The organism is Methylomonas defluvii, from assembly GCF_033949435.1.
Classification (GTDB): Bacteria; Pseudomonadota; Gammaproteobacteria; order Methylococcales; family Methylomonadaceae; genus Methylomonas; species Methylomonas defluvii.
Map to the genome: position 1 here is coordinate 23869 of NZ_JAXARY010000011.1, position 19616 is coordinate 43484.

Below are 19616 nucleotides of genomic sequence, written 5' to 3' on the forward strand. Positions count from 1 at the left end.
GTGAATTGGAAAACGCTTGACGATAGTCACCTGCGGCGTCTAAAACCGCTGGTGTTTTTGGCGGCTTTACTGCCCCTGGGGTTATTGCTGACGGCGGCCTGGCAAGATCAATTGGGTGCTAATCCCATCGAAAAAATCACCCACAATACCGGTTATTGGACCTTGACGTTTTTGCTGATCAGTCTCGGCGTCACGCCGCTGCGGCAGCTAAGCGGCGCAAATTGGCTGGTCCGGCTCAGGCGGATGCTGGGCTTGTTTGCATTTTTTTATGCTTGCCTGCATTTTTCGACGTATTTGGTGTTGGACCAGTTTTTCGATTGGTCGGCTATAGCCAAGGACATCCTGAAGCGCCCATACATTACCGTGGGCTTTGCGGCGTTTGTGCTACTGATTCTGCTGGCGGTAACCTCTACCAACGCCATGCAGCGCCGGCTCGGCGGCGAAAACTGGAAACGCTTGCACCGTTTGGTTTACCCGATTGCCGCGGCCGGCGTGGTGCATTTTGCTTGGCTGGTCAAAAAAGATCTGAGCCGGCCCTTGCTGTTCGGCGGCATACTGGTTTTGTTACTGGCTTTGCGCTGGTTTTATAAAATTAAATCGGCCCGTTTACGTCGATCTTATTCGTCGATTTAGGCTAGGCTTACACGTTTTACGATTTGCAAAGGGATGCTCAGTTGCAAACCATCAGACCGAATGTCATCGATTTTGAAGCCTCCGGGTTTGGCTTCGATAGTTATCCCATCGAAGTAGGCGTGGTATTGGGAAACGGGCAAAAATATTGCGCGCTGATCAAGCCGGCCAGCGATTGGACTCACTGGGATGCGCAGGCTGAGCGCGTGCATGGCCTCAGTCGGGAGATCTTAATCAATTGTGGAAAACCCGTCGCCCTGGTGGCCAGCGAATTGAATGATTTTTTAGCCGGTAAAACGGTGTATAGCGATGGCTGGGTGGTCGATAAGCCATGGTTATCTCGCTTGTTCTTCCGCTGCGGCGTACAGCCGGGTTTTTATCTCAGCGCCCTGGAAATGATATTAAAAGAAGCGCAGATGGATATCTGGAGCCAAACCAAACGGCAAGTGATGCAGGATATGGCCTTGTTGCGGCATCGGGCCAGTACCGATGCCTTAATCATTCAGGAAACCTATGCCCGTACCCGGCAATTGATCAGCGGTGGCTTAGCGCCGGCTTGATCTTGGATTGATTGTTAAAATTCGCCTCTTGGCGCGTAACGAATCTGCCTAAAGTTGATAACTGGCCTTGGCCTTGATAGCCTATGCCGCCGGTCGAAGCTTAGCGGCCTATTTGGCGGAAAAGATTTAGAGCCAGGGTTGGCGCCAACCCGATAATTATAATAAACGAGAAAATCGAGAGCTCGCATCATGAAACTGGAAACCCAATTTAGCAATCAGCAACTCAAACGCATCAACGTTCAGGGCATTTTGTATATGTGTTCCTGTCCGTCGCAGGTTGGCGGACAAATCGATAGCTTGCGCAAGCTGTTCGACTATCAGGCCAATTGCTCCGAGCGCAGCGGCAGCGAGGTGCAAACCAGAGTACATCAGCGCATTGCCGATGCTACCCAGAAAGCCCATTTGATCATGGAAGAATGCCTGAAAGATGTGCTGGAGCTGGAAGGCTGGGATCCGGAAACCCTGGAAATGCCGGCCGGTCTGCGGACCTTGCTGGAACAAGAAATAGACGGCGAATAAGCCAGGGCCGGCAGTTCCTTTGCAGGGAATGTGGGCGGATGAATCTCTAAGCTAGGGGGTTATTTATCCGAACGGCGGGCGCGAGGCACTTTCCTCATTGCCCGTATTTCTTTTCCAATTCCCGAGACAGGGCGTCGGCTTCTTCATCGGACATATTTTCCAATTCCTGCAGGCTTTTGCCGGTCACTTGTTTTACCGCCGCCGCGCCTTGGCCTTGGCTAAGCGCACTGCGAGCTTCCTGAGCCAAGCGATTGGCCTCGTCTGTGGTTTGTTTGATCTTGGCGTCGTACAAACGATTCACTTCCGCATCCGATTTACCCTTGGCCGCTGCGCCGAGGTTTTTGCGCTTGCTGTCCATCATTTCCCGATTGCCTTTGGCGTTGGCCTCGTCGACCATTTTTTGCGCCTCGCGTTCTCTGGCTTGTTCGGCGCGCTGCGTGGCCTCCCGCTGTGCTTGTTCTTGCGCTTCCAGTTCCGGGTCCCAATCGGCCAGGGCATTGGGATTAAAAATCGTCAGTAACATGAGCAAGATGACGCGGTTCATAAGAGATCTCCTGGCGATGCGGTGGAACGGACTTCGGTGCCGTCTCTGCTTAACTATTTTGGGTTAATCCAGTCTTGAGGACGGTTATTCACTTTAGTGGCCTACGCTCTGGCCTGTCAACCAAATGCGGCATAGGTTTTCGAAGGCTTCATTCTCAAAGTTATCTGTATGTCGTATTTCCGGCAATCGTTGTGTGGTTTTGTTGAGTTTGTTGGTTAGCAGACAGAGGCTAAGCCGAGTTAAACCCTAAAAGTCTTACGAATGCAAAGGTTTTAACGTTGTCCTATGGCCGGCATGGATGTTGCACCGGGTAAGCGGGGCAATGCCGGTAGCGGAAGGCTGTTGGTGCTGCAACTCGAATAATAACAATCAAACGTTTTCAACCGTCCGGGAGTAGCTCGGTCGGAACAGCTGCGGGGGCGGCTTTGAAAACTTGCTGTTGAAGCTACTGGATAACAACAATCAACGCCCAGACTCGCGTGGTGTCGTCAAGCCAGTCACTTCGATTAGCCATAACGACGACTGGAGTATCCATGATCGAAACCTTTTACGATGTGATGCGCCGACAAGGCATCACCCGCCGCAGTTTTCTGAAATTTTGCAGTTTAACAGCTGCCTCGCTGGGCTTGTCTCCAGCATTTGCGCCGAAAATTGCCCATGCGATGGAAACCAAGCCGCGCATCCCGGTGTTGTGGCTGCACGGTCTGGAATGCACCTGCTGCTCGGAATCCTTCATCCGTTCCGGCCATCCCTTAGCGAAAGACGTGATCTTGTCGATGCTGTCCTTGGATTATGACGACACCATCATGGCCGCCGCCGGCCATAACGCCGAAGCCATCGTCACCGAGATCGTCGAAAAATACAAAGGCAACTACATCCTGGCCGTGGAAGGCAATCCGCCGCTGGCCGAAGATGGCATGTATTGCATCATCGGCGGCAAGCCCTTCGTTGATCAGCTGAAATACGCCGCAGAAAGCTGCAAGGCCATCATTTCCTGGGGCTCTTGCGCTTCCTGGGGTTGCGTGCAAGCCGCCAAGCCCAATCCCACTCGAGCGACGCCGGTACATAAAGTCCCCGGCTTGGCCGACAAGCCGATTATTAAGGTGCCTGGTTGCCCGCCGATTGCTGAAGTGATGACCGCCGTGGTGGCTTATCTACTAACGTTCGACAAACTGCCGACCCTGGATAAACAAGGCCGGCCGCAAATGTTCTACAGCCAGCGCATCCACGATAAATGCTACAGACGGCCGCATTTCGACGCCGGCCAATTCGTCGAGCAATGGGATGACGAAGCCGCCCGCCAAGGCCACTGCCTGTACAAAATGGGTTGCAAAGGGCCAACCACGTATAACGCCTGCTCCACAGTGAAATGGAACGAAGGCACCTCGTTTCCGATTCAATCCGGCCACGGCTGTATCGGCTGTTCCGAGGACGGTTTCTGGGATAAAGGCAGCTTTTACGACCGCCTCACCGGCATCAACCAATTTGGTATCGAAGCTAACGCCGATGCGGTCGGCGGCACCGCCGCCGCGATTGTGGGTGCCGGCGTTGCCGCGCATGCCGGTTTGACCGCTTTAAACAATGCCAAACAAGCCGGGGATAAACAACCAGGAGCGCAGCAATAATGACAGTCCGAAACACCCCCAACGGTTTTAATTTAAACGATGCCGGCCGCCGCGTGGTGGTCGATCCGGTGACCCGCATCGAAGGCCATATGCGCTGCGAAGTCAATATCGACGACGACAACATCATCCGTAACGCCATCTCCAGCGGCACCATGTGGCGGGGGCTGGAAGTGATTTTAAAAGGCCGCGACCCGCGCGACGCCTGGGCTTTCGTGCAACGCATCTGCGGCGTCTGTACCGGTACTCACGCCTTGACCTCGGTGCGGGCGGTTGAAGATGCCCTGAAAATCAAGATTCCGGAAAACGCCAACTCGATCCGCAACATCATGCAGCTCAGCTTGCAGGCGCACGATCACTTGGTGCATTTCTATCATTTGCATGCCTTGGATTGGGTGAATCCGGTCAACGCCTTGAAGGCTGATCCGGTGGCAACTTCGGCCTTGCAACAACAGATTTCGCCGAGCAATCCCAAGTCTTCACCGGGCTATTTCCGCGACACCCAAAATCGGCTGAAAAAGTTTGTCGAATCCGGCCAATTGGGTCCGTTCAAAAATGGTTACTGGACCAATCCGGCCTATTTGCTGCCGCCGGAAGCCGATTTGTTGGCGGTGACCCATTATCTGGAAGCGCTGGATTTTCAAAAGGACATTATGAAAATCCGCACCATCTTCGGCGGCAAGGACCCGCATCCGAATTGGCTGGTCGGCGGCGTGCCGTGCGCGATCAATCTGGACGGCGTCGGCGCGGTCGGTGCGGTGAACATGGAGCGCTTGAACCTGATTTCGTCGATTATTGACCGTACGATAACCTTTATCGACCAGGTCTACATTCCGGATTTACTGGCGATTGCGCAGTTCTACAAAGGCTGGATGTACGGCGGTGGTTTGGCCGGCGCCAGTATGCTGTCTTACGGCGACATTCCGGACAAAGCCAACGACTATTCTGCCGCCAACTTGCTGATGCCGCGCGGCGCGATCATTAACGGCGATTTGACTAAAGTTCATGAAGTGGACTTGACCGATCCAGAGCAAATCAAGGAATACGTGCCCCACTCCTGGTACAAATACCCGGACGAAGCGCTGGGTTTGCATCCTTATGATGGCATCACCGAACCGAACTATAAAATCGGCGCGAAAACCAAGGGCGACCGCACCAATATCCAGGAACTGGACGAAAGTGCCAAATACTCGTGGATCAAAGCGCCGCGTTGGCGCGGGCACGCGATGGAAGTTGGCCCGCTGGCCCGTTATGTCATCGGCTACGCGCAAGGGAATAAAGAAATCACCGAGCAGATCAACTTTGTTCTAAAAACCCTGGATGTGCCGGTCAGTGCCTTGTTCTCGACTTTGGGCAGAACTGCAGCGCGTGGTCTGGAAGCGCAATGGGCCGCCGGCAAGATGCGTTATTTCATGGACAAACTAATCACCAATCTGAAAGCCGGCGATTTAAGCACGGCTAATGTCGAACGCTGGGATCCGGAAACCTGGCCCAGCAGTGTCAAAGGCGTGGGCTTTACCGAAGCGCCGCGCGGTGCCTTGGGCCACTGGCTGAAAATCGAAGATACCAAAATCGCCAACTACCAATGTGTGGTGCCAACTACCTGGAACGGTTCGCCACGCGACGAGCAAGGCAATATCGGCGCCTTCGAGGCTTCGCTGATGAACACCAAAGTCGAGGTGCCGGACGAGCCGGTGGAAATTTTGCGCACACTGCATAGTTTCGACCCGTGTTTGGCTTGCTCCACGCATGTGATCAGCCCCGACGGTACTGAATTAACCCGCGTCCAAGTCAGATAAGGAATAGCCATGAAAAACTTGTTTTGGACTTTGTTACTGCTGGCGCTGGCCGGCAATGCCCATGCTCACAGCCATCCGGGTATCGATAGCTTTACCCATGCATTGGAACATCTGTTTCTGATCCAAGGCCTGCCCATGCCTTATGCCTTGGGCGGTAGCTTGATATTGCTGGTGCTGGCCGTGGTGGCAGTCTGCTGGGCGAGCCGCTGGCGGAGACCCTTATGAGCGCGCCCCTGGCTCCGGTTTATGTGTACGAGTTGCCGGTCAGGCTTTGGCACGCGGTCAATGCCTTGGCGATTACCGTACTGGCGGTCAGCGGCTATCTGATTGCCTCGCCGTTACCGTCCCCAGTCGGCGAAGCCAGCGAGCATTTTCTGATGGGCTATATCCGCTTTGCGCATTTTGCGGCGGGCTATGTGCTGGTGATCGGTTTTCTGGGACGAATCTACTGGGCGTTTGCCGGCAACGAACATGCTCGGCAGATCTTTCTGCCGCCCTTGCTGCAAGCGCATTTTTGGGACGGCGTTTTGCAAGAAGTCTTGTGGTATGCGTTCTTGACCAAGTCGCCGCGTCACTATATCGGTCACAACCCGCTGGCTATTTTGGCGATGCATTTTGTGTTGGTGTGGGGCTCGTTGTTCATGATTTTCACCGGCTTTGCCTTGTACGGCGAAGGCGAGGGGCAGGGCAGTTGGCAATACACACTGTTCAGCAGTTGGCTGTTGCCGCTGTTCGGCGACAGTCAAACCGTGCACACCTGGCACCATCTGGTGATGTGGTTCATCGTCTGTTTCGTGCTGATTCATATTTATGTCGCGGTGCGCGAGGACAAATTATCCGGGCAGAGCATACTGTCCACCATTGCGACCGGCTGGCGGACCTTTAAAGATGACAAGCCGGTGGACGATGCGCATTAAATTCGTAGGGTGGGCACGGTTTTGGTGCCCACGCGGAATCGAACGGTGGGCACTTGATTGTGCCCACCCTACGCTTGTCTGAGCGAGCCATGGCAAGTACTCCATCCAACATCCTGCTGCTCGGCATCGGCAACCTGCTCTGGGCCGACGAAGGCTTTGGCGTACGGGTGATTGAGCATCTGCAAAAACACTACCGTTTCCCGGATAACGTGCAAGTGGTGGATGGTGGTACGCAAGGCGTATACCTGATCGAACATGTGCAGGCGGCGGACGTTTTGGTGGTGTTCGACGCGGTGGATTACGGTCTGCCGCCTGCAACCATCAAGCGGGTCGAAAACGATGAAGTGCCGAATTTCCTGGGCGCCAAGAAAATGAGCCTGCACCAAACCGGCTTTCAAGAAGTCTTGGCCCTGGCGCAAATGCTCGGTCAATATCCCCAGCATTTACTGTTGATTGGCGTGCAGCCGGAAGAATTGGAAGACTACGGCGGTAGCCTGCGGTCCGCCGTCAAGGCGCAGATTCAACCGGCCATCGATATGGCTTTGACCTATTTACAAGATTTTGGTGTGCTCGCCGAATGCGTCGCTACCCCACAGGTATTGGCCGATCCCATCTTGAATATCCAACGCTACGAACAGGAACGTCCCACACCCGAACAAGCCTGCCGGCTCGGGGATGAACGCATCGTATTATCCGCTGCCTTTGAGGTGAAACCACCGTCTGCGTCTGACTTGCCCAGTCTGCAAGTCGATGTCGATTACCGGGGCAAATACTGATGTGCATCGGCATCCCCATGCAAGTCATCGAATCGCGAGGCGATGCTGCACTGTGTGAATATCGCGGCCAAACCACACTGATCGACATGATGTTGGTCGGCGAACAAGTCGCCGGCACTTGGCTGTTGGTGTTTTTGGACGCAGCGCGGGAAGTTATTTCCGCAGAGCGCGCCGCGCAAATCGCCGATGCCCTAGAGGCCATGCGCCTAGCCATGCAAGGCGAAACTAACTTCGACCATTTATTCGCTGACTTGGTCGACCGCGAACCCGAACTGCCGGAGTTTTTACGCACATGAGCACGCCCTTGCTGGAACAGTTGCACTCCCGCCATGGCCTGCCGCTGCTGGATGCCGACAGTTACGACAACTTTATTTACGGCCACGACTCCGTGGTGCTCTTCTTTGCCAACGACCCGGCCATGTTTCCGGAAAGCCACGACGTCGCGGTGATCTTGCCGGAGCTGTTAAAGGTGTTTGCCGGCCGGTTGCATGGTGCGCTAGTCGATAAAACCATCGAACGCGAGTTGCAGGCCAAGTTTCACTTTAGCAGTTGGCCGTCCTTGGTATTTTTGCGCGGCGGCGACTATTTGGGTGTGATTACCGGGATTAAGGATTGGGCGGAATACGGTCAGGAATTTGCCAGGATTTTGGCTGACGAGCCTGGGCAGCCGCCGGGGTTTGATTTGGAGAAGGTTTGTGGTGTTGGGCAGGCTTAATTTATTTTTGACGGTGCTTGTGCTGTTGGCGTTCGAAGGCTTTCAGTAATTTAGCAGTCTGATTCCCTCTCCTTGCGGGAGAGGGCTAGGGTGAGAGGGAACTTCACCGGCTCTTTAACAATTTGGTGTCGTTATCGCGGCAGAAGTGAGGTTGGACGTATACTATCTCCGTCGCGCTTGTACCGGCGTGAACGAGTTTTCTGCTTAACGGGGGTATCGCCGACATGAATCTCGCACAACTGGAAGCCGAAATTTTGGCCTTACCGCTTCAAGACCGGGCGGCTTTGGCGCAACGCCTGCTATTGAGCCTCGAGGACGTTTCCGAGTCGGAGTTCGAGCGGTTATGGGGCGAGGAATCGGCGCGCAGAGTTGCTGAATTTACCTCTGCCTACAATAAAGCGATTGAACAAGAAGGCTTGCCTTTGGACGAATGGCGTTCTTTTTAACATTGCTCGTTTTTATGCAAATAACTCGATGAGCTAAACATGCGGTTTGACTGGGACGAGCATAAGAACCAACTACTCAAAAACACTCGTGGCGTCTGCTTCGAGGATGTCTTGGTGGCGATTAGTGAAGAAAGATTGCTTGATGTATTGCCACATCATAATGTTGACAAATATCCGCATCAGAAAATTTTTATCGTTCGTATCAGGGATTACATCTGTTACGTGCCATTCGTGGAAGACAGCGAAACGATATTTTTGAAAAATATCATTCCAAGCCGTAAATATCACAAGCAATATTTTAAAGAGGCTCAACATGGCGACTGAACTATCGATTGAAGAACAAGAGATTGTCGATTATGTCGAAGGCGGCGCGGCTGTCAGTGTCGATAACTTGGATGGCGAAAAAAGCCGCTATAGCCAAATCGCCCGCGACCAAATAGGCAAAAAGAAAACGGTCAGCATTCGGTTGTTGGAAAGCGATCTCGAACGGTTGAAGGCGCAGTCGGTTAGTCAGGGATTGCCGTATCAAGTGTTGATTAGTTCGTTGATACATCAATATGCGAATGGGAAGATTAAATTTGATGTTTGATGAGTGAGTTTTTCTAGTTCTTCTTGGGAACCTTTTCTCGGAAGCTCTAGCTTCCAATCTTGTCGAGTCAATGTGTCGCTGCCGCGACGGGTTTTTTGAAGTCGGGTCTCGGCCCGACAGCCGAGTGACTTTTCTTTGTTTGGCCAAAGAAAAGTCACCAAAAGAAAGGCCACCCGGAATTCCGCCTTAATCCTGCGCTTCTCGCTTTTGGCGAGGGTTTTCGGAAGGGGCTTCCCAGCCCCTCCGAAAACGAGCGGCATCCCTGCCGCTCCCCTACCGGGCTGATCTCGCCAAAAGCTGCGATGCTCGGGGCGGAATAACGGGAACAACCCTGTCGCGAGATGAAAGGTTATTAGATGATTTTGAAAGCTAGGTTTGCAATTGTGTTGTAGGATGCTGCCGACGAAAGGAGGCGCATCGTTCGCGATTGATGAGCTTCACTCTGTTCAGCTCATCCTAAAGGACTAAAGTTTTTAATTGATGAAACGCCGCTTTACTAAAAATAATATTAATTACATTTTAAAAAAATGGCCTCAAGCTGTTAGTGCTGACAGAGGGGATTTTAGAGTACTCCACGATCTGGCAAATTCTGGAGCACAAATGTGGAAAGAAAGTCTTCGTTGGCCAGATTACTTTTGGCTTGGATTAGAAAGTGATATTCCAAAGCCCAATACGTCTACAAAAGAATTAATACTATCTATACAAGACCCGTCTGGACAAAATCATCATGCAGATATGGGAGCATTAAAATATCGCGTTACTCCCCTTGCTGTTAGCGGAAAGTACGCAGTATCCAACCAAATTGAATGTTTTTTGGAAGTAAAAGCAATAGGAGCTAACCCGGTACATAAAATTAAAAACTACAGTCCCGATATTCCGTGGTCAAAATTCTTAAAAACGAAATTAGACCATGCATTTCTTGATCATCTTAAGCACGCAAACACACAAATCCGTGATGGTAAAAAAATTATTGGTTTCAAAGATGCCAGAGGAATAGTTGTAATAGTCAATGAGTGGGCGCCATCATTAAATATCGATCTAGCCTGCGCATATATAACACAAGTAATCGACAAACTTGAGTATATAGACGCTGTAATTTATTTGTCGGATTCCCCTCAAAAACCCAACCCTGTTCCGCTAATTGTGAAGAATGCGCAGGACTCTAACTTAGTAAAGTTTCATAGAGAATTCCTAATAATGCTTTCTTCATTTTCTTGGGAAAATTCATCTTTAAGTTGCAAATTTGACTCGAAAGAATTGGTTGCCGAAATAACGATGGATTCGATTAGTAAGCAAATGTATGGAACATGGAGTGCTGGTTGGCGGGATGTTGATGACCCATCTCCGATACCAACTCCAAAATGTAGCATTTCATTTGTACCAGCTGATGAATACTCTTCAAAATTGAAATAGCACTTGATCTTCAAATAGAGTGGGCAATAGGGAATAATTTTTCAAAGCGTGTGCTTAAATTTTCGGTTTTCTTTGAGTTTGGGTATGAGTTACTCCCGTTATTCCGCCCCGAGCATCGCAGCTTTTGGCGGGATCAGCCCGTAGGGGAGCGGCAAGGATGCCGCTCGTTTTCGGAGGGCCAGGGATGGCCCTTCCGAAAGCCCTCGCCAAAAGCGAGACGCGCAGGATAAAGGCGGAATTCCGGGTGGCTTTTTCTTTGAATACTTTCTTTTGGCCACGCAAAAGAAAGTATTTCGGCTGTCGGGCCGAAACCCGACATCAAAATAAACCGCGATAGCGACACCAAATAAACAAACTCCTATAAATTAACCAGATAACTCAAAGCGATCGCCAAAATATGACCTCAATAACTCTCCCTATTTTCGGCCAAGGCAGCCAACCCGCCGAGGAAGACGGCGTCGAACTCGACTATCTGGCGATGCCGGAAGAAATGGCCACATACCGGATGCCGGCGATTTCGGTGGACTTGAATGCGGCCGATCTGGCGCAGGCCAAAACCGCGTTGCAGCAGCTTGAGCGGAATTTGGCAAAGTATCCAGCAACCAGCCAAACCATAGACGTGATAAGCCTGGACCAAACCAATCGCCAATTCGTCGACGAACTGCTCGGCGAAGGCGAAGTCAGCATGCTGTGTAAGGGCGCGGAAACCCTGCGAATTCAGGAATCGGTGCTGGCCGGTGTCTGGCGTTCGCAACGCCTGGATGGGCAAAAGCAGATCGTTACCGATACATTGGAAGTCGGCATCATCCCACAAGCCATCTTGCAAACCGCATTTTCCGATGCCGCCACGCATATCGATACTGACATGAGCGCGCTGCCGGACGGCGTGATGAATGCGCCACCCTTGCTGGCCGAGTTGAATGCCAAAATCGCCGAGTATCAACCCGGCGCCGAAGCGCATATCATCAACTTGAGTTTGCTGCCGCAAACCGAGCAGGATTTGGCGTTTCTGGAGCAACGTTTGGGCAAGGGGGCGGTGACGATTTTGTCGCGTGGTTACGGCAACTGCCGGATCGACGCTACCGCGACCCGTAACGTTTGGTGGGTACGATATTTTAATTCGCAGGATACGCTCATCCTCAATACCCTGGAAGTCAGCGAGGTGCCGAATGTGGCGTGCGCGTCGGCGGAAGACATTGCCGACAGCCACCAGCGTTTGCAGGAAATTTTGCAGGTGTATTTGTGAGCGAAGGTTTCTTCGCCGGCGCTTACGGTGGCGATGCTTCTCGATTGCCGCCCGAAGCCAAGCTGGAATGCAAGATTTGCTGGCATGTCTATGATCCGGCCGAGGGCGATGCCGTTTGGCAAATACCGCCTAACACTGCTTTTGCCGATTTGCCTGAGCATTGGAGCTGTCCGCAATGCGGTGCGCCGAAGCAGGGCTTTTTGGTGCTGGACGATTAAGTATGCACTGGCAGGACGGTGAGCAGATTCGGCAAACGCTGGAAGCCTTGTTTAACGATATCCTGGCCCAACGGATGCGGGACTTGCCGGTGCTGAATCCGGCATTAGCGGTGGGAGCGCTTGGGTTTAGCCGCTACAACGCCGATTGGGTGGGGGTGTTGATTACGCCCTGGTTTATGAACCTGTTGCTGCTGCCAAGCGCGGAAAGTCGATGGTCGGCGCAAGCGCCAGGAACCAAGTTTGACCAGGCTTTTCCGTACGGCAGTTTCGAGTTCGTCGTCGCTGATGAACGGCAATTGGGGCGCTACGCGCAATGTTCGCTATTTTCGCCGATGTTTCAATTTGCCGACCAAGCGGCGGCCGTGGCGGCTGCGGAAAGTGCATTGCAAGCTTTGCTAGCCGTTCCCGCGCCACGAGCGATCAGCCGCCGCGATTTGTTGCGCGGCAATTTGGTAAGACCTTAAGTGACGCCGGCGGGCGAGATTACTATCGAACTGACGCATCGCGCCGGCCAAGTCGCTGCGGTGAAGATAGGCGCGACCCGGCCGGAGGCGGCGCAGGTGCTGGTCGGCAAAACGCCGGAGCAAGTGTTGAGCATGGTGCCACTACTGTTTTCTTTATGCGGCAATGCCCAGGCTTACGCGGCTTTAATGGCCTGCCGCGCTGCCTTGCAGATGACCGCTGAGCCGGAAGCTGATGCCGCTCGGGAATGCTTGCTGCAACTGGAAACCGTGCGCGAACACGCTTGGCGGATATTATTGGATTGGCCGGTTTTGCTGGGTCAGCCTGCCGATAAGCTCGCGCTTGCGGCGCTATTAAAATTGGATAGGCAGTTCAAATCGTGTTTATTCAGGGATGGCGAGGCGTTTAAGCTGGATAGCCTGTTGCAGATCGACGGAGCGTTTTTGCAGACTTTGCTTGATGAATTGACCAGCTTAATCGATCAAGCGATTTTTGCGGGCGGCCGCAACGGGTTTCTGGCGATTTCGGACGAAGCGCATTTGCGCGACTGGTTGGATGGCAATACAGGGGTGGCAGCGCAACTATTGAATGCTGTATATCAACGCGATTGGCCGGCGCTAGGGAACAGCCCTGTGGTGGGTTTGCCGGAATTGGATTCGGCCGAACTGAACAGGCAGATGCAAAACACAGATCCGTTGGACTTCTGTCGGACGCCGCAGTGGCTGGGGCGCTGTTTTGAGACGACACCTTTCAGTCGTCAGCAAGCGTCGCGCTTGCTCGCGGATTTGCATAGCCATTACGGCAATGGTTTGTTGCTGCGCTTTGTTGCCGTGTTAATGGAAATGGCAGTAATCCCGCGGGGAATAACAGCAATGGCTGGCATGATGTCGGCGTACGCTGCAGATGACGTTGGCTTGGCGCAAGTCCAAGCCGCGCGCGGCTTATTGATTCATCGCCTGGAGTTGCGTCAAGGCAGGGTGTACGATTACCGCATAGTGGCTCCGACCGAATGGAATTTTCACCCCGATGGTGTGTTGGCCCAAGGTTTAAAGTCTTTGCAAGCGGACCCTGTCGATGGTTTGCGGCAGCAGGCGGAATGGCTGATCAATGCGGTCGATCCTTGCGTGGCCTATCGTTTGATATTGAATAAACGGTAGGTACGCACCGCCGCGTACCATCGAAAGTTTGAAAGGTACGCCGTGCGTACCCTACGGCTGGCATATATTGACTGGTAACCATCATGCACGAAATGTCGCTCTGCGAGAGCGTGTTACAGATCATCGAACAACAGGCCAAGGCTCAGCAATTTGCCAAGGTCAAAACCGTCTGGCTGGAGATTGGCGCCTTGTCCGGCGTAGAACCGGAGGCGATGCAGTTTAGTTTTGAAGTGGTGATGCAAGGCTCCCTGGTCGACCAGGCCCGCTTGGAAATTATCGAAGTGCCGGGGGTGGCGTGGTGCATGCCGTGCGGCTGTGAGGTGCTGGTGAGACAGTTATACGACGAATGTCCGCACTGCGGCAGTCATCAATTACAGATCGTCGATGGCGATCAAATGCGAATTAAAGAACTGGAGGTAGAGTAATGTGCGGCGTATGCGGCTGCGGCGAGGGCCATACCCACTCGCACGACGATCCACATGATCACGAGCATGCTCATGATCACCACCACAGTCACGAGCATGGTCATCACCATCATCACGACCATAGCGCGGAACACGCGCATGCGCCGGGTCTGACTCAGGCGCGGATGGTGCGGATCGAGCAGGATATTCTGGCAAAAAACAATCGTTATGCCGACGAAAATCGCCGCTATTTTAGCGAGCGTGGCATGCTGGCTTTGAACTTGGTGTCCAGTCCCGGCTCCGGCAAGACCACGCTGTTGACTGAAACCATTCTGCGTTTGAAAGACGAGTTGAGCATCGCGGTTATTGAAGGCGACCAACAAACCGCGCGAGATGCCGACCGCATTCGCGCCACCGGCGTGCCGGCGCTGCAAATCAACACCGGCAAGGGCTGTCATCTGGACGCGCATCGGGTCGGTCATGGCTTGGAAAGTCTCAATTTGCCTGAGCATAGTCTGCTGTTCATTGAAAACGTCGGCAATTTGGTGTGCCCGTCAGCGTTTGACTTGGGCGAAGCGCACAAGGTGGTGATCCTGTCGGTCACCGAAGGCGAGGACAAACCAATCAAATATCCGGACATGTTCCATGCCGCCGATTTGATGATCTTAAACAAAACCGATTTGCTGCCGTATCTGGATTTCGACAGCGCGCAATGTATCCAGTACGCGAAACAAGTTAACCCGCGCATCAAGGTTTTGTCGCTATCGGCCAAGACTGGCGAAGGCATGGACAACTGGCTGACCTGGCTGAGGGCGGAGATGGCTTTGCAGCGGATTGAGTATGCTTAAATCACTATGCGGTAAGATTTTTTCTGACCGTTTACCTTCATTTTCGAGGAAAGGATATGCCGACTAGTCAAGAAATTTACCAACAAATCAGCCACTTAATGCCATTGGAGAAATTGCGTTTAGCAGAGATGTTGCTTGCCGATCTGGATGCGCCGAATCCGGAAATCGATGCTGTCTGGCGCGACGAGGCGCAAAAACGTTGGCAAGGCTATAAAGATGGCAAGCTAAAAACAGTCAGTTATGAAGCGGTTATGCAGAAATATAAATGAAGGTTGAATTTCTCGAAGCCGCGCAAGCCGAGCTCGATCAGGCCTTTGAATGGTATGAAATACAGCAAAATAATCTAGGTCTACAGTTTTTACACGAGTTCGATGCTGCGATTAGGCGAATTACCGCGTATCCAAAATCCTATACGTTGATTGGCAATGAGATAAGACGCTGCCTGATAAAACGTTTTCCGTATGGTGTTTTGTACGGCCTTGATGAAGGCAAAGTTATCGTAATTGCAGTAGCGCATTTACATCGAAAACCTGATTATTGGATGGAAAGAATTGGGTAATAAGGTCTCAACCTGAAGCCCGCATGCAAAAAGTGATGCGAAAGCAAGCGCCGAATTAATCTACAACATCAACAATCAGCTTATGTGCCTAGCCCTCCCTGCCCAAATTACCGAAATTGATTTTTCAACACAGATGGCGACGGCGTCAGTGGACAACGTCAAAGTGGAAGTGTCGCTGGCCTTGGTCGATGATGTGAAAGTCGGCGACTATGTGCTGGTCCACGTCGGTTATGCGCTGAATAAAATCGACGAGGACGAGGCCCTGAAAACTTTGGCCTTGTTTGCGGAAGCCGGTCTAACCGCCTCATGAAATACATCGACGAATTCCGTCAGCACGATCTGGCCCAGCAACTGGCTAACAGCATTGCGCAAACCGTCAATCCGGACCGCCATTACCGGCTGATGGAGTTTTGCGGCGGCCATACCCATGCGATTTTTCGTTATGGCGTGCAGGATTTAATGCCGAGCAATGTCGAGTTCATTCACGGCCCCGGTTGTCCGGTGTGCGTGTTGCCGACCGGGCGCATCGACAATGCGATTCAGTTGGTCGAACAGCACGGCGTAATACTCTGCACTTATGCCGATCTGATGCGGGTGCCCGGTGGCGGCAGGCAAAGTCTGCTCAAAGCCAAGGCGGCTGGCGGCGATATTCGCATGGTTTATTCCACCCAAGACGCCTTGAAAATCGCCCGAGATAATCCGGATCGGCAAGTGGTGTTTTTCGCGATTGGCTTTGAAACCACCACGCCGCCGACTGCGGTTGCGGTCAAGCAAGCGCAAGCCGAGGGGCTGACGAATTTCTCGGTGTTTTGTAACCATGTGCTGACGCCTGCCGCGATGCAAGCCATTTTGGATGCGCCGGAGCCGGTGCAAATCGACGCCTTCCTCGGCCCGTCGCACGTCAGCAGCGTGATCGGCAGCAAACCCTACGAAACCTTTGCCGAACATTACGCCAAGCCCATCGTCATTGCCGGTTTCGAGCCGCTGGACGTGATGCAATCGGCCTTGATGTTGATCCGCCAACTCAATGCCGGTCAGCATACAGTGGAAAACGAATACAGCCGCGCGGTGACCCGCGAAGGCAATCTCAAAGCCCAAGCCTTGATGGCCGAGATATTCGAGTTACGACCGCACTTCGAATGGCGCGGTTTGGGTTTGATCCCGCATAGCGCGTTAAAACTTAAAGCCGAATACGCAGAGTTCGACGCCGAACAGCGCTTCGATATGCCGGCGATCCAAGCCAGCGATGTCAAAGGCTGCGATTGTCCAGCCATCCTGCGCGGCGCGAAAAAGCCGCAGGATTGCAAACTGTTGGGCACGGTCTGTACCCCGGAAAACCCGATGGGTTCGTGCATGGTGTCGTCGGAAGGGGCTTGCGCGGCCTATTGGAGTTACGGGCGGCTGCGGCAAAGTTAGAAAAAGCGGGCGCTATTTAACGCCCGCTTGGGTGGCCCGTGTTTAGCGGACTAAGTGATGCGGCTTATTTATAGATTTCTGCTGCCGCCGCTTTCAGTTTCGCTTCGTCGCCCTGCATCGGTTTCATCATGGGGTTTGTCGACGCTTTGGCGCCAGCAACCAACTCGTCGGCGGTTTTGAATTTAGCTTTCAAGGCATCCACGGCCGGTGCGACCGAGCCGTTATGGCAACCTTTGCAAGTAGCCGCCGCATCGGCGCTGGCCAGTGAAGGCGTGATGGCAACAGCTGCCAGTGTCAATATAGCGAGTAGATTTGTTTTCATGAACGTTACCTCGTGTTAATTATTATTTTTAGACTACGGTCCGGACAAGCGTCCTAACCGCTGGTGCGGATGATTTTAGGCATCGGCGGACGTTTTCTACCACAGCCGGAAACTCCAAGCAATCGCCCGAGGATTTGGGACAGTAGATAAGCAGTGTCGCGGGGGAGGGGCGAGTATGCTCAAGCCGACGGAGATTAAATAACTATTTCAGGAAGTGCTGGGCCGTGCTTGCGCTCAGTAATCCGCGTCGTGATCGCCAATATTGATGGGAATGATGCGGCCGTCTTCGATCAATAATTCCAGGGTAATGCGGTAAGACAAATTGATGGAAACCGAATGCAGTCCAGCCAACTTGCCTTGCAGTGGATGCAAACGGAGCGACGGGTGAAACGGATTGGCTTCCAGTAGCTGCAAAGTTTTTAGATACGGTTGCCGGAGTGCCGGATGACGTTTGATAAAGCGTGCGGCCTTTTTGTTGTATTGCTCGGTAAAAACCAAGGCATACGCCATTACAGCGTGTCCAGCCGGGCCAAATGCGCTTCCGGAGACTCCTGGGTGAAGCGGCCGGCCGCCAAATCCGCGCGGGTTTGCGCCAGCGCCGCATCCAGTTCGCATTCGCGCAAATAGTGGTAATGGGCGATGTCCATCACCACAAAACGCTCCTTGCCGCGCACCGACACCACTGCTTCCGGTGCCTCGGCCAGCGCCGCTTCGATAGCAGCGACACCTTTGGTTTTTAAATCGTTGGCGCTAATTTGCGACATGGTTATTCCCGGCAGTTAATTTAGGATGTCAATGGTGTGCTTAATAGTGTGATTAAGCAAGCGATCTTTTATACTCAAAAAATCAGGGCTATATGTCGCTCAGCATCTATTGCCTTTACACCATTGGGCATCGAAGGACCTTTTGGGTATGTTTCAAACGTGCTTGAGTTGCGGTTGAATGCGTGTATCTAAACGGATACAATTGACCCATGAATTATGTCGTGCAGCAAACGGAATCGTTTGCAAAATGGCTGGCGTCTTTAAAAGACCTGCGCTCCAAAACCGCGATTTACCGCCGCATTGACCGGGCGCAGACCGGTAATCTTGGCGACATCAAAGCGGTGGGCGAAGGCGTTTGCGAGATGCGCATCGATCTCGGTGCGGGTTACCGCGTTTATTACACAATACGTAACGGCATGATGATTATTTTGTTGGCCGGCGGCGATAAGTCTACCCAACAGTCTGATATTCAACGTGCGATTAAACTGGCTAAAGAGGTTTGAAACATGAGTGAACAACTACTGCCCTTCGACATGATCACGCTATTGGATAGCGACGAAGCAGTCAGCGAATACCTTAACCAAGTGCTGGAAGAAGGCGATAGCGACGAACTGATAAGAGCCTTGGGCTATATCGCCAAAGCCAAAGGCATGGCCATGATCGCCAAAGAATCAGGCCTGGGCCGCGAAAGTTTGTACAAAGCGTTGGCCCCCGGTGCAAAACCGCGCTTCGACACGGTGTTGAAGGTTATTCGGGCATTGGGTGTTAAGTTACACGCAGAGCCGGTTTGATGCTGCCCGTCCGCGAAAGATGCGCTTCGCTCAGCACATCTATGGCCCTTAAATTAACGAATAGAAATATGCCGATAACTGAAGAACATATCCTGGAATGCTACGACGCTCACATACGTGGAGCTACATGCCCTTATCCACATGGTATGAATGCGACATCAGCGGAAATGACCATGAGATGGTTGGCATGTATCTTCCACGACCAGCGATGTAATCGTAGCTTTAGTGCAATGCAGTGCCGAGTCGTCTTGGCAAGAATATTTGCTGATTTTGGTGATAGACGCGCGACCCAGGTTGCGCTGTCTATTCAGAGGGATCTTGATCTACGATACGAAAGATATGGTGTCCACCAAAATAAACATCGTGAAGCCATCGCAGGGTATTTACCGGATTAGTAGATTAACAATGTCCAAACAATTACATAAACATACAATCGGTCTAGCTGGAGAATTCCTAGTTGCTGGCGAGTTGCTCCGTCGAGGAATTATGGCAGCAGTAACTTATGGGAACGCCAAAAAGGCAGATGTTATTGGGATTAACGGGACCACAGCTGTTTCACTGGAAGTTAAATCAACTGCACAATCCAAATGGGTGCTTGGTAGCGAGTTACCAGCCGATAATTCAAGTATCTGGATCCTAGTTCATTTACCTGAAAACGAATTCGAGTCTCCAGAATATTTTGTAATAACAAGTGCAGAACTTCGCAAATTGCTGTTGCCGCAGCATGAAGCGTACAACGCTAAATATCGTGAAAAGCATGGTAAGGATTTCTCTTCCAAGGGTGTCGTGACAATTCAGCGCAAGCTACTCATTGATGGTTATTTAGGAGCTTGGGAAAAAGTACGTGCAGCCTTAAAGCTTATGTAGCCCAGGGTACGCGGTGCGTACCCTACATCTAA

General features: G+C 52.4%; 31 protein-coding genes. 27 read left to right on the forward strand and 4 right to left on the reverse strand.

Annotated features, from left to right (window positions below; all coding sequences use genetic code 11):
- The 3 genes from QLH52_RS12765 (at position 1) to QLH52_RS12775 (ending at position 1709) form a co-directional block, all read left to right on the forward strand.
- On the forward strand, positions 1–633 hold the full coding sequence (locus QLH52_RS12765) for a protein-methionine-sulfoxide reductase heme-binding subunit MsrQ (protein WP_319961846.1): 633 nt from the start codon (positions 1–3) through the stop codon (positions 631–633).
- Between the two features lie 41 nt (positions 634–674).
- Positions 675–1190 (forward strand): 3'-5' exonuclease family protein, encoded by a 516-nt coding sequence (locus QLH52_RS12770; RefSeq protein ID WP_319961847.1) that lies wholly within the window; start codon positions 675–677, stop codon positions 1188–1190.
- Positions 1191–1379: 189 nt separating this feature from the next.
- Positions 1380–1709, forward strand: a complete 330-nt coding sequence (locus QLH52_RS12775) for a hypothetical protein (RefSeq protein WP_319961848.1) — start codon at positions 1380–1382, stop codon at positions 1707–1709.
- Positions 1710–1803: 94 nt separating this feature from the next.
- On the opposite strand, the gene QLH52_RS12780 is transcribed toward QLH52_RS12775, so the two are convergent.
- A complete protein-coding gene (locus QLH52_RS12780) occupies positions 1804–2253 on the reverse strand; it encodes a hypothetical protein (protein ID WP_319961849.1) in 450 nt (149 codons plus the stop codon).
- Positions 2254–2786: 533 nt separating this feature from the next.
- On the opposite strand from QLH52_RS12780, the gene QLH52_RS12785 reads away from it, so the two are divergent.
- The 21 genes from QLH52_RS12785 to hypD all read left to right on the forward strand — a co-directional run bounded on the left by QLH52_RS12785 (position 2787) and on the right by hypD (position 16840).
- A complete protein-coding gene (locus QLH52_RS12785) occupies positions 2787–3878 on the forward strand; it encodes a hydrogenase small subunit (RefSeq protein ID WP_205451383.1) in 1092 nt (363 codons plus the stop codon).
- Positions 3878–5674 carry a nickel-dependent hydrogenase large subunit gene (locus tag QLH52_RS12790; protein WP_319961850.1) on the forward strand — a complete coding sequence of 599 codons (1797 nt, stop codon included), beginning with the start codon at positions 3878–3880 and terminating at the stop codon, positions 5672–5674. The genes QLH52_RS12785 and QLH52_RS12790 overlap by 1 nt, the downstream gene beginning before the upstream one ends.
- Positions 5675–5683: 9 nt before the next feature.
- Complete coding sequence (locus tag QLH52_RS12795; RefSeq protein WP_205451381.1) at positions 5684–5899, forward strand: hypothetical protein; 216 nt, start codon at positions 5684–5686, stop codon at positions 5897–5899.
- Positions 5896–6591: a Ni/Fe-hydrogenase, b-type cytochrome subunit gene (gene cybH, locus QLH52_RS12800; RefSeq protein ID WP_319961851.1), complete on the forward strand. Its 696-nt coding sequence runs from the start codon at positions 5896–5898 to the stop codon at positions 6589–6591. The genes QLH52_RS12795 and cybH overlap by 4 nt, the downstream gene beginning before the upstream one ends.
- 89 nt (positions 6592–6680) lie before the next feature.
- Positions 6681–7367: a HyaD/HybD family hydrogenase maturation endopeptidase gene (locus QLH52_RS12805; protein ID WP_319961852.1), complete on the forward strand. Its 687-nt coding sequence runs from the start codon at positions 6681–6683 to the stop codon at positions 7365–7367.
- Entirely contained in the window at positions 7367–7663 is a 297-nt protein-coding gene (locus QLH52_RS12810) for a HypC/HybG/HupF family hydrogenase formation chaperone (protein ID WP_319961853.1), read from the forward strand. Before QLH52_RS12805 ends, QLH52_RS12810 begins: the two co-directional genes overlap by 1 nt.
- Positions 7660–8082, forward strand: coding sequence for a thioredoxin domain-containing protein (locus tag QLH52_RS12815; RefSeq protein WP_319961854.1), 423 nt, complete (start codon positions 7660–7662; stop codon positions 8080–8082). Before QLH52_RS12810 ends, QLH52_RS12815 begins: the two co-directional genes overlap by 4 nt.
- 224 nt (positions 8083–8306) lie before the next feature.
- Positions 8307–8528 carry an addiction module protein gene (locus QLH52_RS12820; protein ID WP_319961855.1) on the forward strand — a complete coding sequence of 74 codons (222 nt, stop codon included), beginning with the start codon at positions 8307–8309 and terminating at the stop codon, positions 8526–8528.
- Positions 8529–8567: 39 nt separating this feature from the next.
- A complete protein-coding gene (locus tag QLH52_RS12825; RefSeq protein WP_319961856.1) occupies positions 8568–8852 on the forward strand; it encodes a BrnT family toxin in 285 nt (94 codons plus the stop codon).
- A complete protein-coding gene (locus QLH52_RS12830; protein ID WP_064039509.1) occupies positions 8842–9117 on the forward strand; it encodes a hypothetical protein in 276 nt (91 codons plus the stop codon). The genes QLH52_RS12825 and QLH52_RS12830 overlap by 11 nt, the downstream gene beginning before the upstream one ends.
- A gap of 480 nt (positions 9118–9597) precedes the next feature.
- Positions 9598–10530: a hypothetical protein gene (locus tag QLH52_RS12835; RefSeq protein ID WP_319961857.1), complete on the forward strand. Its 933-nt coding sequence runs from the start codon at positions 9598–9600 to the stop codon at positions 10528–10530.
- 397 nt (positions 10531–10927) lie between these two features.
- Entirely contained in the window at positions 10928–11776 is an 849-nt protein-coding gene (locus QLH52_RS12840; RefSeq protein ID WP_319961858.1) for a hydrogenase expression/formation protein, read from the forward strand.
- Positions 11773–11994 (forward strand): rubredoxin, encoded by a 222-nt coding sequence (locus QLH52_RS12845; protein WP_319961859.1) that lies wholly within the window; start codon positions 11773–11775, stop codon positions 11992–11994. The genes QLH52_RS12840 and QLH52_RS12845 overlap by 4 nt, the downstream gene beginning before the upstream one ends.
- Before the next feature lie 2 nt (positions 11995–11996).
- Positions 11997–12458 carry a [NiFe]-hydrogenase assembly chaperone HybE gene (gene hybE, locus QLH52_RS12850; protein ID WP_319961860.1) on the forward strand — a complete coding sequence of 154 codons (462 nt, stop codon included), beginning with the start codon at positions 11997–11999 and terminating at the stop codon, positions 12456–12458.
- Positions 12459–13613 carry a nickel-dependent hydrogenase large subunit gene (locus QLH52_RS12855; protein WP_319961861.1) on the forward strand — a complete coding sequence of 385 codons (1155 nt, stop codon included), beginning with the start codon at positions 12459–12461 and terminating at the stop codon, positions 13611–13613. It begins immediately after the preceding gene.
- An 83-nt stretch (positions 13614–13696) separates the two neighbouring features.
- Positions 13697–14038, forward strand: a complete 342-nt coding sequence (gene hypA, locus QLH52_RS12860; RefSeq protein ID WP_319961862.1) for a hydrogenase maturation nickel metallochaperone HypA — start codon at positions 13697–13699, stop codon at positions 14036–14038.
- Positions 14038–14865, forward strand: coding sequence for a hydrogenase nickel incorporation protein HypB (gene hypB, locus QLH52_RS12865; protein WP_319961863.1), 828 nt, complete (start codon positions 14038–14040; stop codon positions 14863–14865). Before hypA ends, hypB begins: the two co-directional genes overlap by 1 nt.
- A gap of 56 nt (positions 14866–14921) precedes the next feature.
- On the forward strand, positions 14922–15134 hold the full coding sequence (locus tag QLH52_RS12870; RefSeq protein ID WP_171697522.1) for an addiction module protein: 213 nt from the start codon (positions 14922–14924) through the stop codon (positions 15132–15134).
- Positions 15131–15424, forward strand: a complete 294-nt coding sequence (locus QLH52_RS12875; protein WP_101054287.1) for a type II toxin-antitoxin system RelE/ParE family toxin — start codon at positions 15131–15133, stop codon at positions 15422–15424. The genes QLH52_RS12870 and QLH52_RS12875 overlap by 4 nt, the downstream gene beginning before the upstream one ends.
- Before the next feature lie 82 nt (positions 15425–15506).
- Entirely contained in the window at positions 15507–15734 is a 228-nt protein-coding gene (locus QLH52_RS12880) for a HypC/HybG/HupF family hydrogenase formation chaperone (RefSeq protein ID WP_319961864.1), read from the forward strand.
- Positions 15731–16840: a hydrogenase formation protein HypD gene (gene hypD / locus QLH52_RS12885; RefSeq protein WP_319961865.1), complete on the forward strand. Its 1110-nt coding sequence runs from the start codon at positions 15731–15733 to the stop codon at positions 16838–16840. Before QLH52_RS12880 ends, hypD begins: the two co-directional genes overlap by 4 nt.
- 64 nt (positions 16841–16904) lie before the next feature.
- On the opposite strand, the gene QLH52_RS12890 is transcribed toward hypD, so the two are convergent.
- The 3 genes from QLH52_RS12890 to QLH52_RS12900 form a co-directional block, all read right to left on the reverse strand.
- Positions 16905–17162, reverse strand: a complete 258-nt coding sequence (locus tag QLH52_RS12890) for a hypothetical protein (protein ID WP_033159118.1) — start codon at positions 17160–17162, stop codon at positions 16905–16907.
- A 234-nt stretch (positions 17163–17396) separates the two neighbouring features.
- Positions 17397–17672: a type II toxin-antitoxin system RelE/ParE family toxin gene (locus QLH52_RS12895; protein ID WP_319961866.1), complete on the reverse strand. Its 276-nt coding sequence runs from the start codon at positions 17670–17672 to the stop codon at positions 17397–17399.
- Entirely contained in the window at positions 17672–17926 is a 255-nt protein-coding gene (locus tag QLH52_RS12900) for a prevent-host-death protein (RefSeq protein ID WP_033159120.1), read from the reverse strand. Before QLH52_RS12900 ends, QLH52_RS12895 begins: the two co-directional genes overlap by 1 nt.
- A 209-nt stretch (positions 17927–18135) precedes the next feature.
- On the opposite strand from QLH52_RS12900, the gene QLH52_RS12905 reads away from it, so the two are divergent.
- From QLH52_RS12905 to QLH52_RS12915, 3 genes are all read left to right on the forward strand, one after another.
- A complete protein-coding gene (locus tag QLH52_RS12905; RefSeq protein WP_033159121.1) occupies positions 18136–18429 on the forward strand; it encodes a type II toxin-antitoxin system RelE/ParE family toxin in 294 nt (97 codons plus the stop codon).
- 3 nt (positions 18430–18432) lie between these two features.
- Positions 18433–18717 (forward strand): addiction module antidote protein, encoded by a 285-nt coding sequence (locus tag QLH52_RS12910; protein WP_033159122.1) that lies wholly within the window; start codon positions 18433–18435, stop codon positions 18715–18717.
- Between the two features lie 405 nt (positions 18718–19122).
- On the forward strand, positions 19123–19584 hold the full coding sequence (locus QLH52_RS12915; RefSeq protein ID WP_319961867.1) for a hypothetical protein: 462 nt from the start codon (positions 19123–19125) through the stop codon (positions 19582–19584).
- Positions 19585–19616 lie beyond the last annotated feature (32 nt).

What these genes read in the sequence shown, in the direction of transcription:
- QLH52_RS12900 (WP_033159120.1), bottom strand. Translation starts at nt 17,926, where the DNA reads ATGTCGCAAATTAGCGCCAACGATTTAAAAACCAAAGGTGTCGCTGCT.
- hybE (WP_319961860.1), top strand. Translation starts at nt 11,997, where the DNA reads ATGCACTGGCAGGACGGTGAGCAGATTCGGCAAACGCTGGAAGCCTTG.
- cybH (WP_319961851.1), top strand. Translation starts at nt 5,896, where the DNA reads ATGAGCGCGCCCCTGGCTCCGGTTTATGTGTACGAGTTGCCGGTCAGG.
- QLH52_RS12820 (WP_319961855.1), top strand. Translation starts at nt 8,307, where the DNA reads ATGAATCTCGCACAACTGGAAGCCGAAATTTTGGCCTTACCGCTTCAA.
- QLH52_RS12775 (WP_319961848.1), top strand. Translation starts at nt 1,380, where the DNA reads ATGAAACTGGAAACCCAATTTAGCAATCAGCAACTCAAACGCATCAAC.
- QLH52_RS12815 (WP_319961854.1), top strand. Translation starts at nt 7,660, where the DNA reads ATGAGCACGCCCTTGCTGGAACAGTTGCACTCCCGCCATGGCCTGCCG.
- hypB (WP_319961863.1), top strand. Translation starts at nt 14,038, where the DNA reads ATGTGCGGCGTATGCGGCTGCGGCGAGGGCCATACCCACTCGCACGAC.
- hypD (WP_319961865.1), top strand. Translation starts at nt 15,731, where the DNA reads ATGAAATACATCGACGAATTCCGTCAGCACGATCTGGCCCAGCAACTG.
- QLH52_RS12915 (WP_319961867.1), top strand. Translation starts at nt 19,123, where the DNA reads ATGTCCAAACAATTACATAAACATACAATCGGTCTAGCTGGAGAATTC.
- QLH52_RS12880 (WP_319961864.1), top strand. Translation starts at nt 15,507, where the DNA reads ATGTGCCTAGCCCTCCCTGCCCAAATTACCGAAATTGATTTTTCAACA.
- QLH52_RS12840 (WP_319961858.1), top strand. Translation starts at nt 10,928, where the DNA reads ATGACCTCAATAACTCTCCCTATTTTCGGCCAAGGCAGCCAACCCGCC.
- QLH52_RS12870 (WP_171697522.1), top strand. Translation starts at nt 14,922, where the DNA reads ATGCCGACTAGTCAAGAAATTTACCAACAAATCAGCCACTTAATGCCA.
- QLH52_RS12875 (WP_101054287.1), top strand. Translation starts at nt 15,131, where the DNA reads ATGAAGGTTGAATTTCTCGAAGCCGCGCAAGCCGAGCTCGATCAGGCC.
- QLH52_RS12805 (WP_319961852.1), top strand. Translation starts at nt 6,681, where the DNA reads ATGGCAAGTACTCCATCCAACATCCTGCTGCTCGGCATCGGCAACCTG.
- QLH52_RS12905 (WP_033159121.1), top strand. Translation starts at nt 18,136, where the DNA reads ATGAATTATGTCGTGCAGCAAACGGAATCGTTTGCAAAATGGCTGGCG.
- QLH52_RS12780 (WP_319961849.1), bottom strand. Translation starts at nt 2,253, where the DNA reads ATGAACCGCGTCATCTTGCTCATGTTACTGACGATTTTTAATCCCAAT.
- QLH52_RS12795 (WP_205451381.1), top strand. Translation starts at nt 5,684, where the DNA reads ATGAAAAACTTGTTTTGGACTTTGTTACTGCTGGCGCTGGCCGGCAAT.
- QLH52_RS12785 (WP_205451383.1), top strand. Translation starts at nt 2,787, where the DNA reads ATGATCGAAACCTTTTACGATGTGATGCGCCGACAAGGCATCACCCGC.
- QLH52_RS12825 (WP_319961856.1), top strand. Translation starts at nt 8,568, where the DNA reads ATGCGGTTTGACTGGGACGAGCATAAGAACCAACTACTCAAAAACACT.
- QLH52_RS12790 (WP_319961850.1), top strand. Translation starts at nt 3,878, where the DNA reads ATGACAGTCCGAAACACCCCCAACGGTTTTAATTTAAACGATGCCGGC.
- QLH52_RS12890 (WP_033159118.1), bottom strand. Translation starts at nt 17,162, where the DNA reads ATGAAAACAAATCTACTCGCTATATTGACACTGGCAGCTGTTGCCATC.
- QLH52_RS12810 (WP_319961853.1), top strand. Translation starts at nt 7,367, where the DNA reads ATGTGCATCGGCATCCCCATGCAAGTCATCGAATCGCGAGGCGATGCT.
- hypA (WP_319961862.1), top strand. Translation starts at nt 13,697, where the DNA reads ATGCACGAAATGTCGCTCTGCGAGAGCGTGTTACAGATCATCGAACAA.
- QLH52_RS12835 (WP_319961857.1), top strand. Translation starts at nt 9,598, where the DNA reads ATGAAACGCCGCTTTACTAAAAATAATATTAATTACATTTTAAAAAAA.
- QLH52_RS12895 (WP_319961866.1), bottom strand. Translation starts at nt 17,672, where the DNA reads ATGGCGTATGCCTTGGTTTTTACCGAGCAATACAACAAAAAGGCCGCA.
- QLH52_RS12910 (WP_033159122.1), top strand. Translation starts at nt 18,433, where the DNA reads ATGAGTGAACAACTACTGCCCTTCGACATGATCACGCTATTGGATAGC.
- QLH52_RS12830 (WP_064039509.1), top strand. Translation starts at nt 8,842, where the DNA reads ATGGCGACTGAACTATCGATTGAAGAACAAGAGATTGTCGATTATGTC.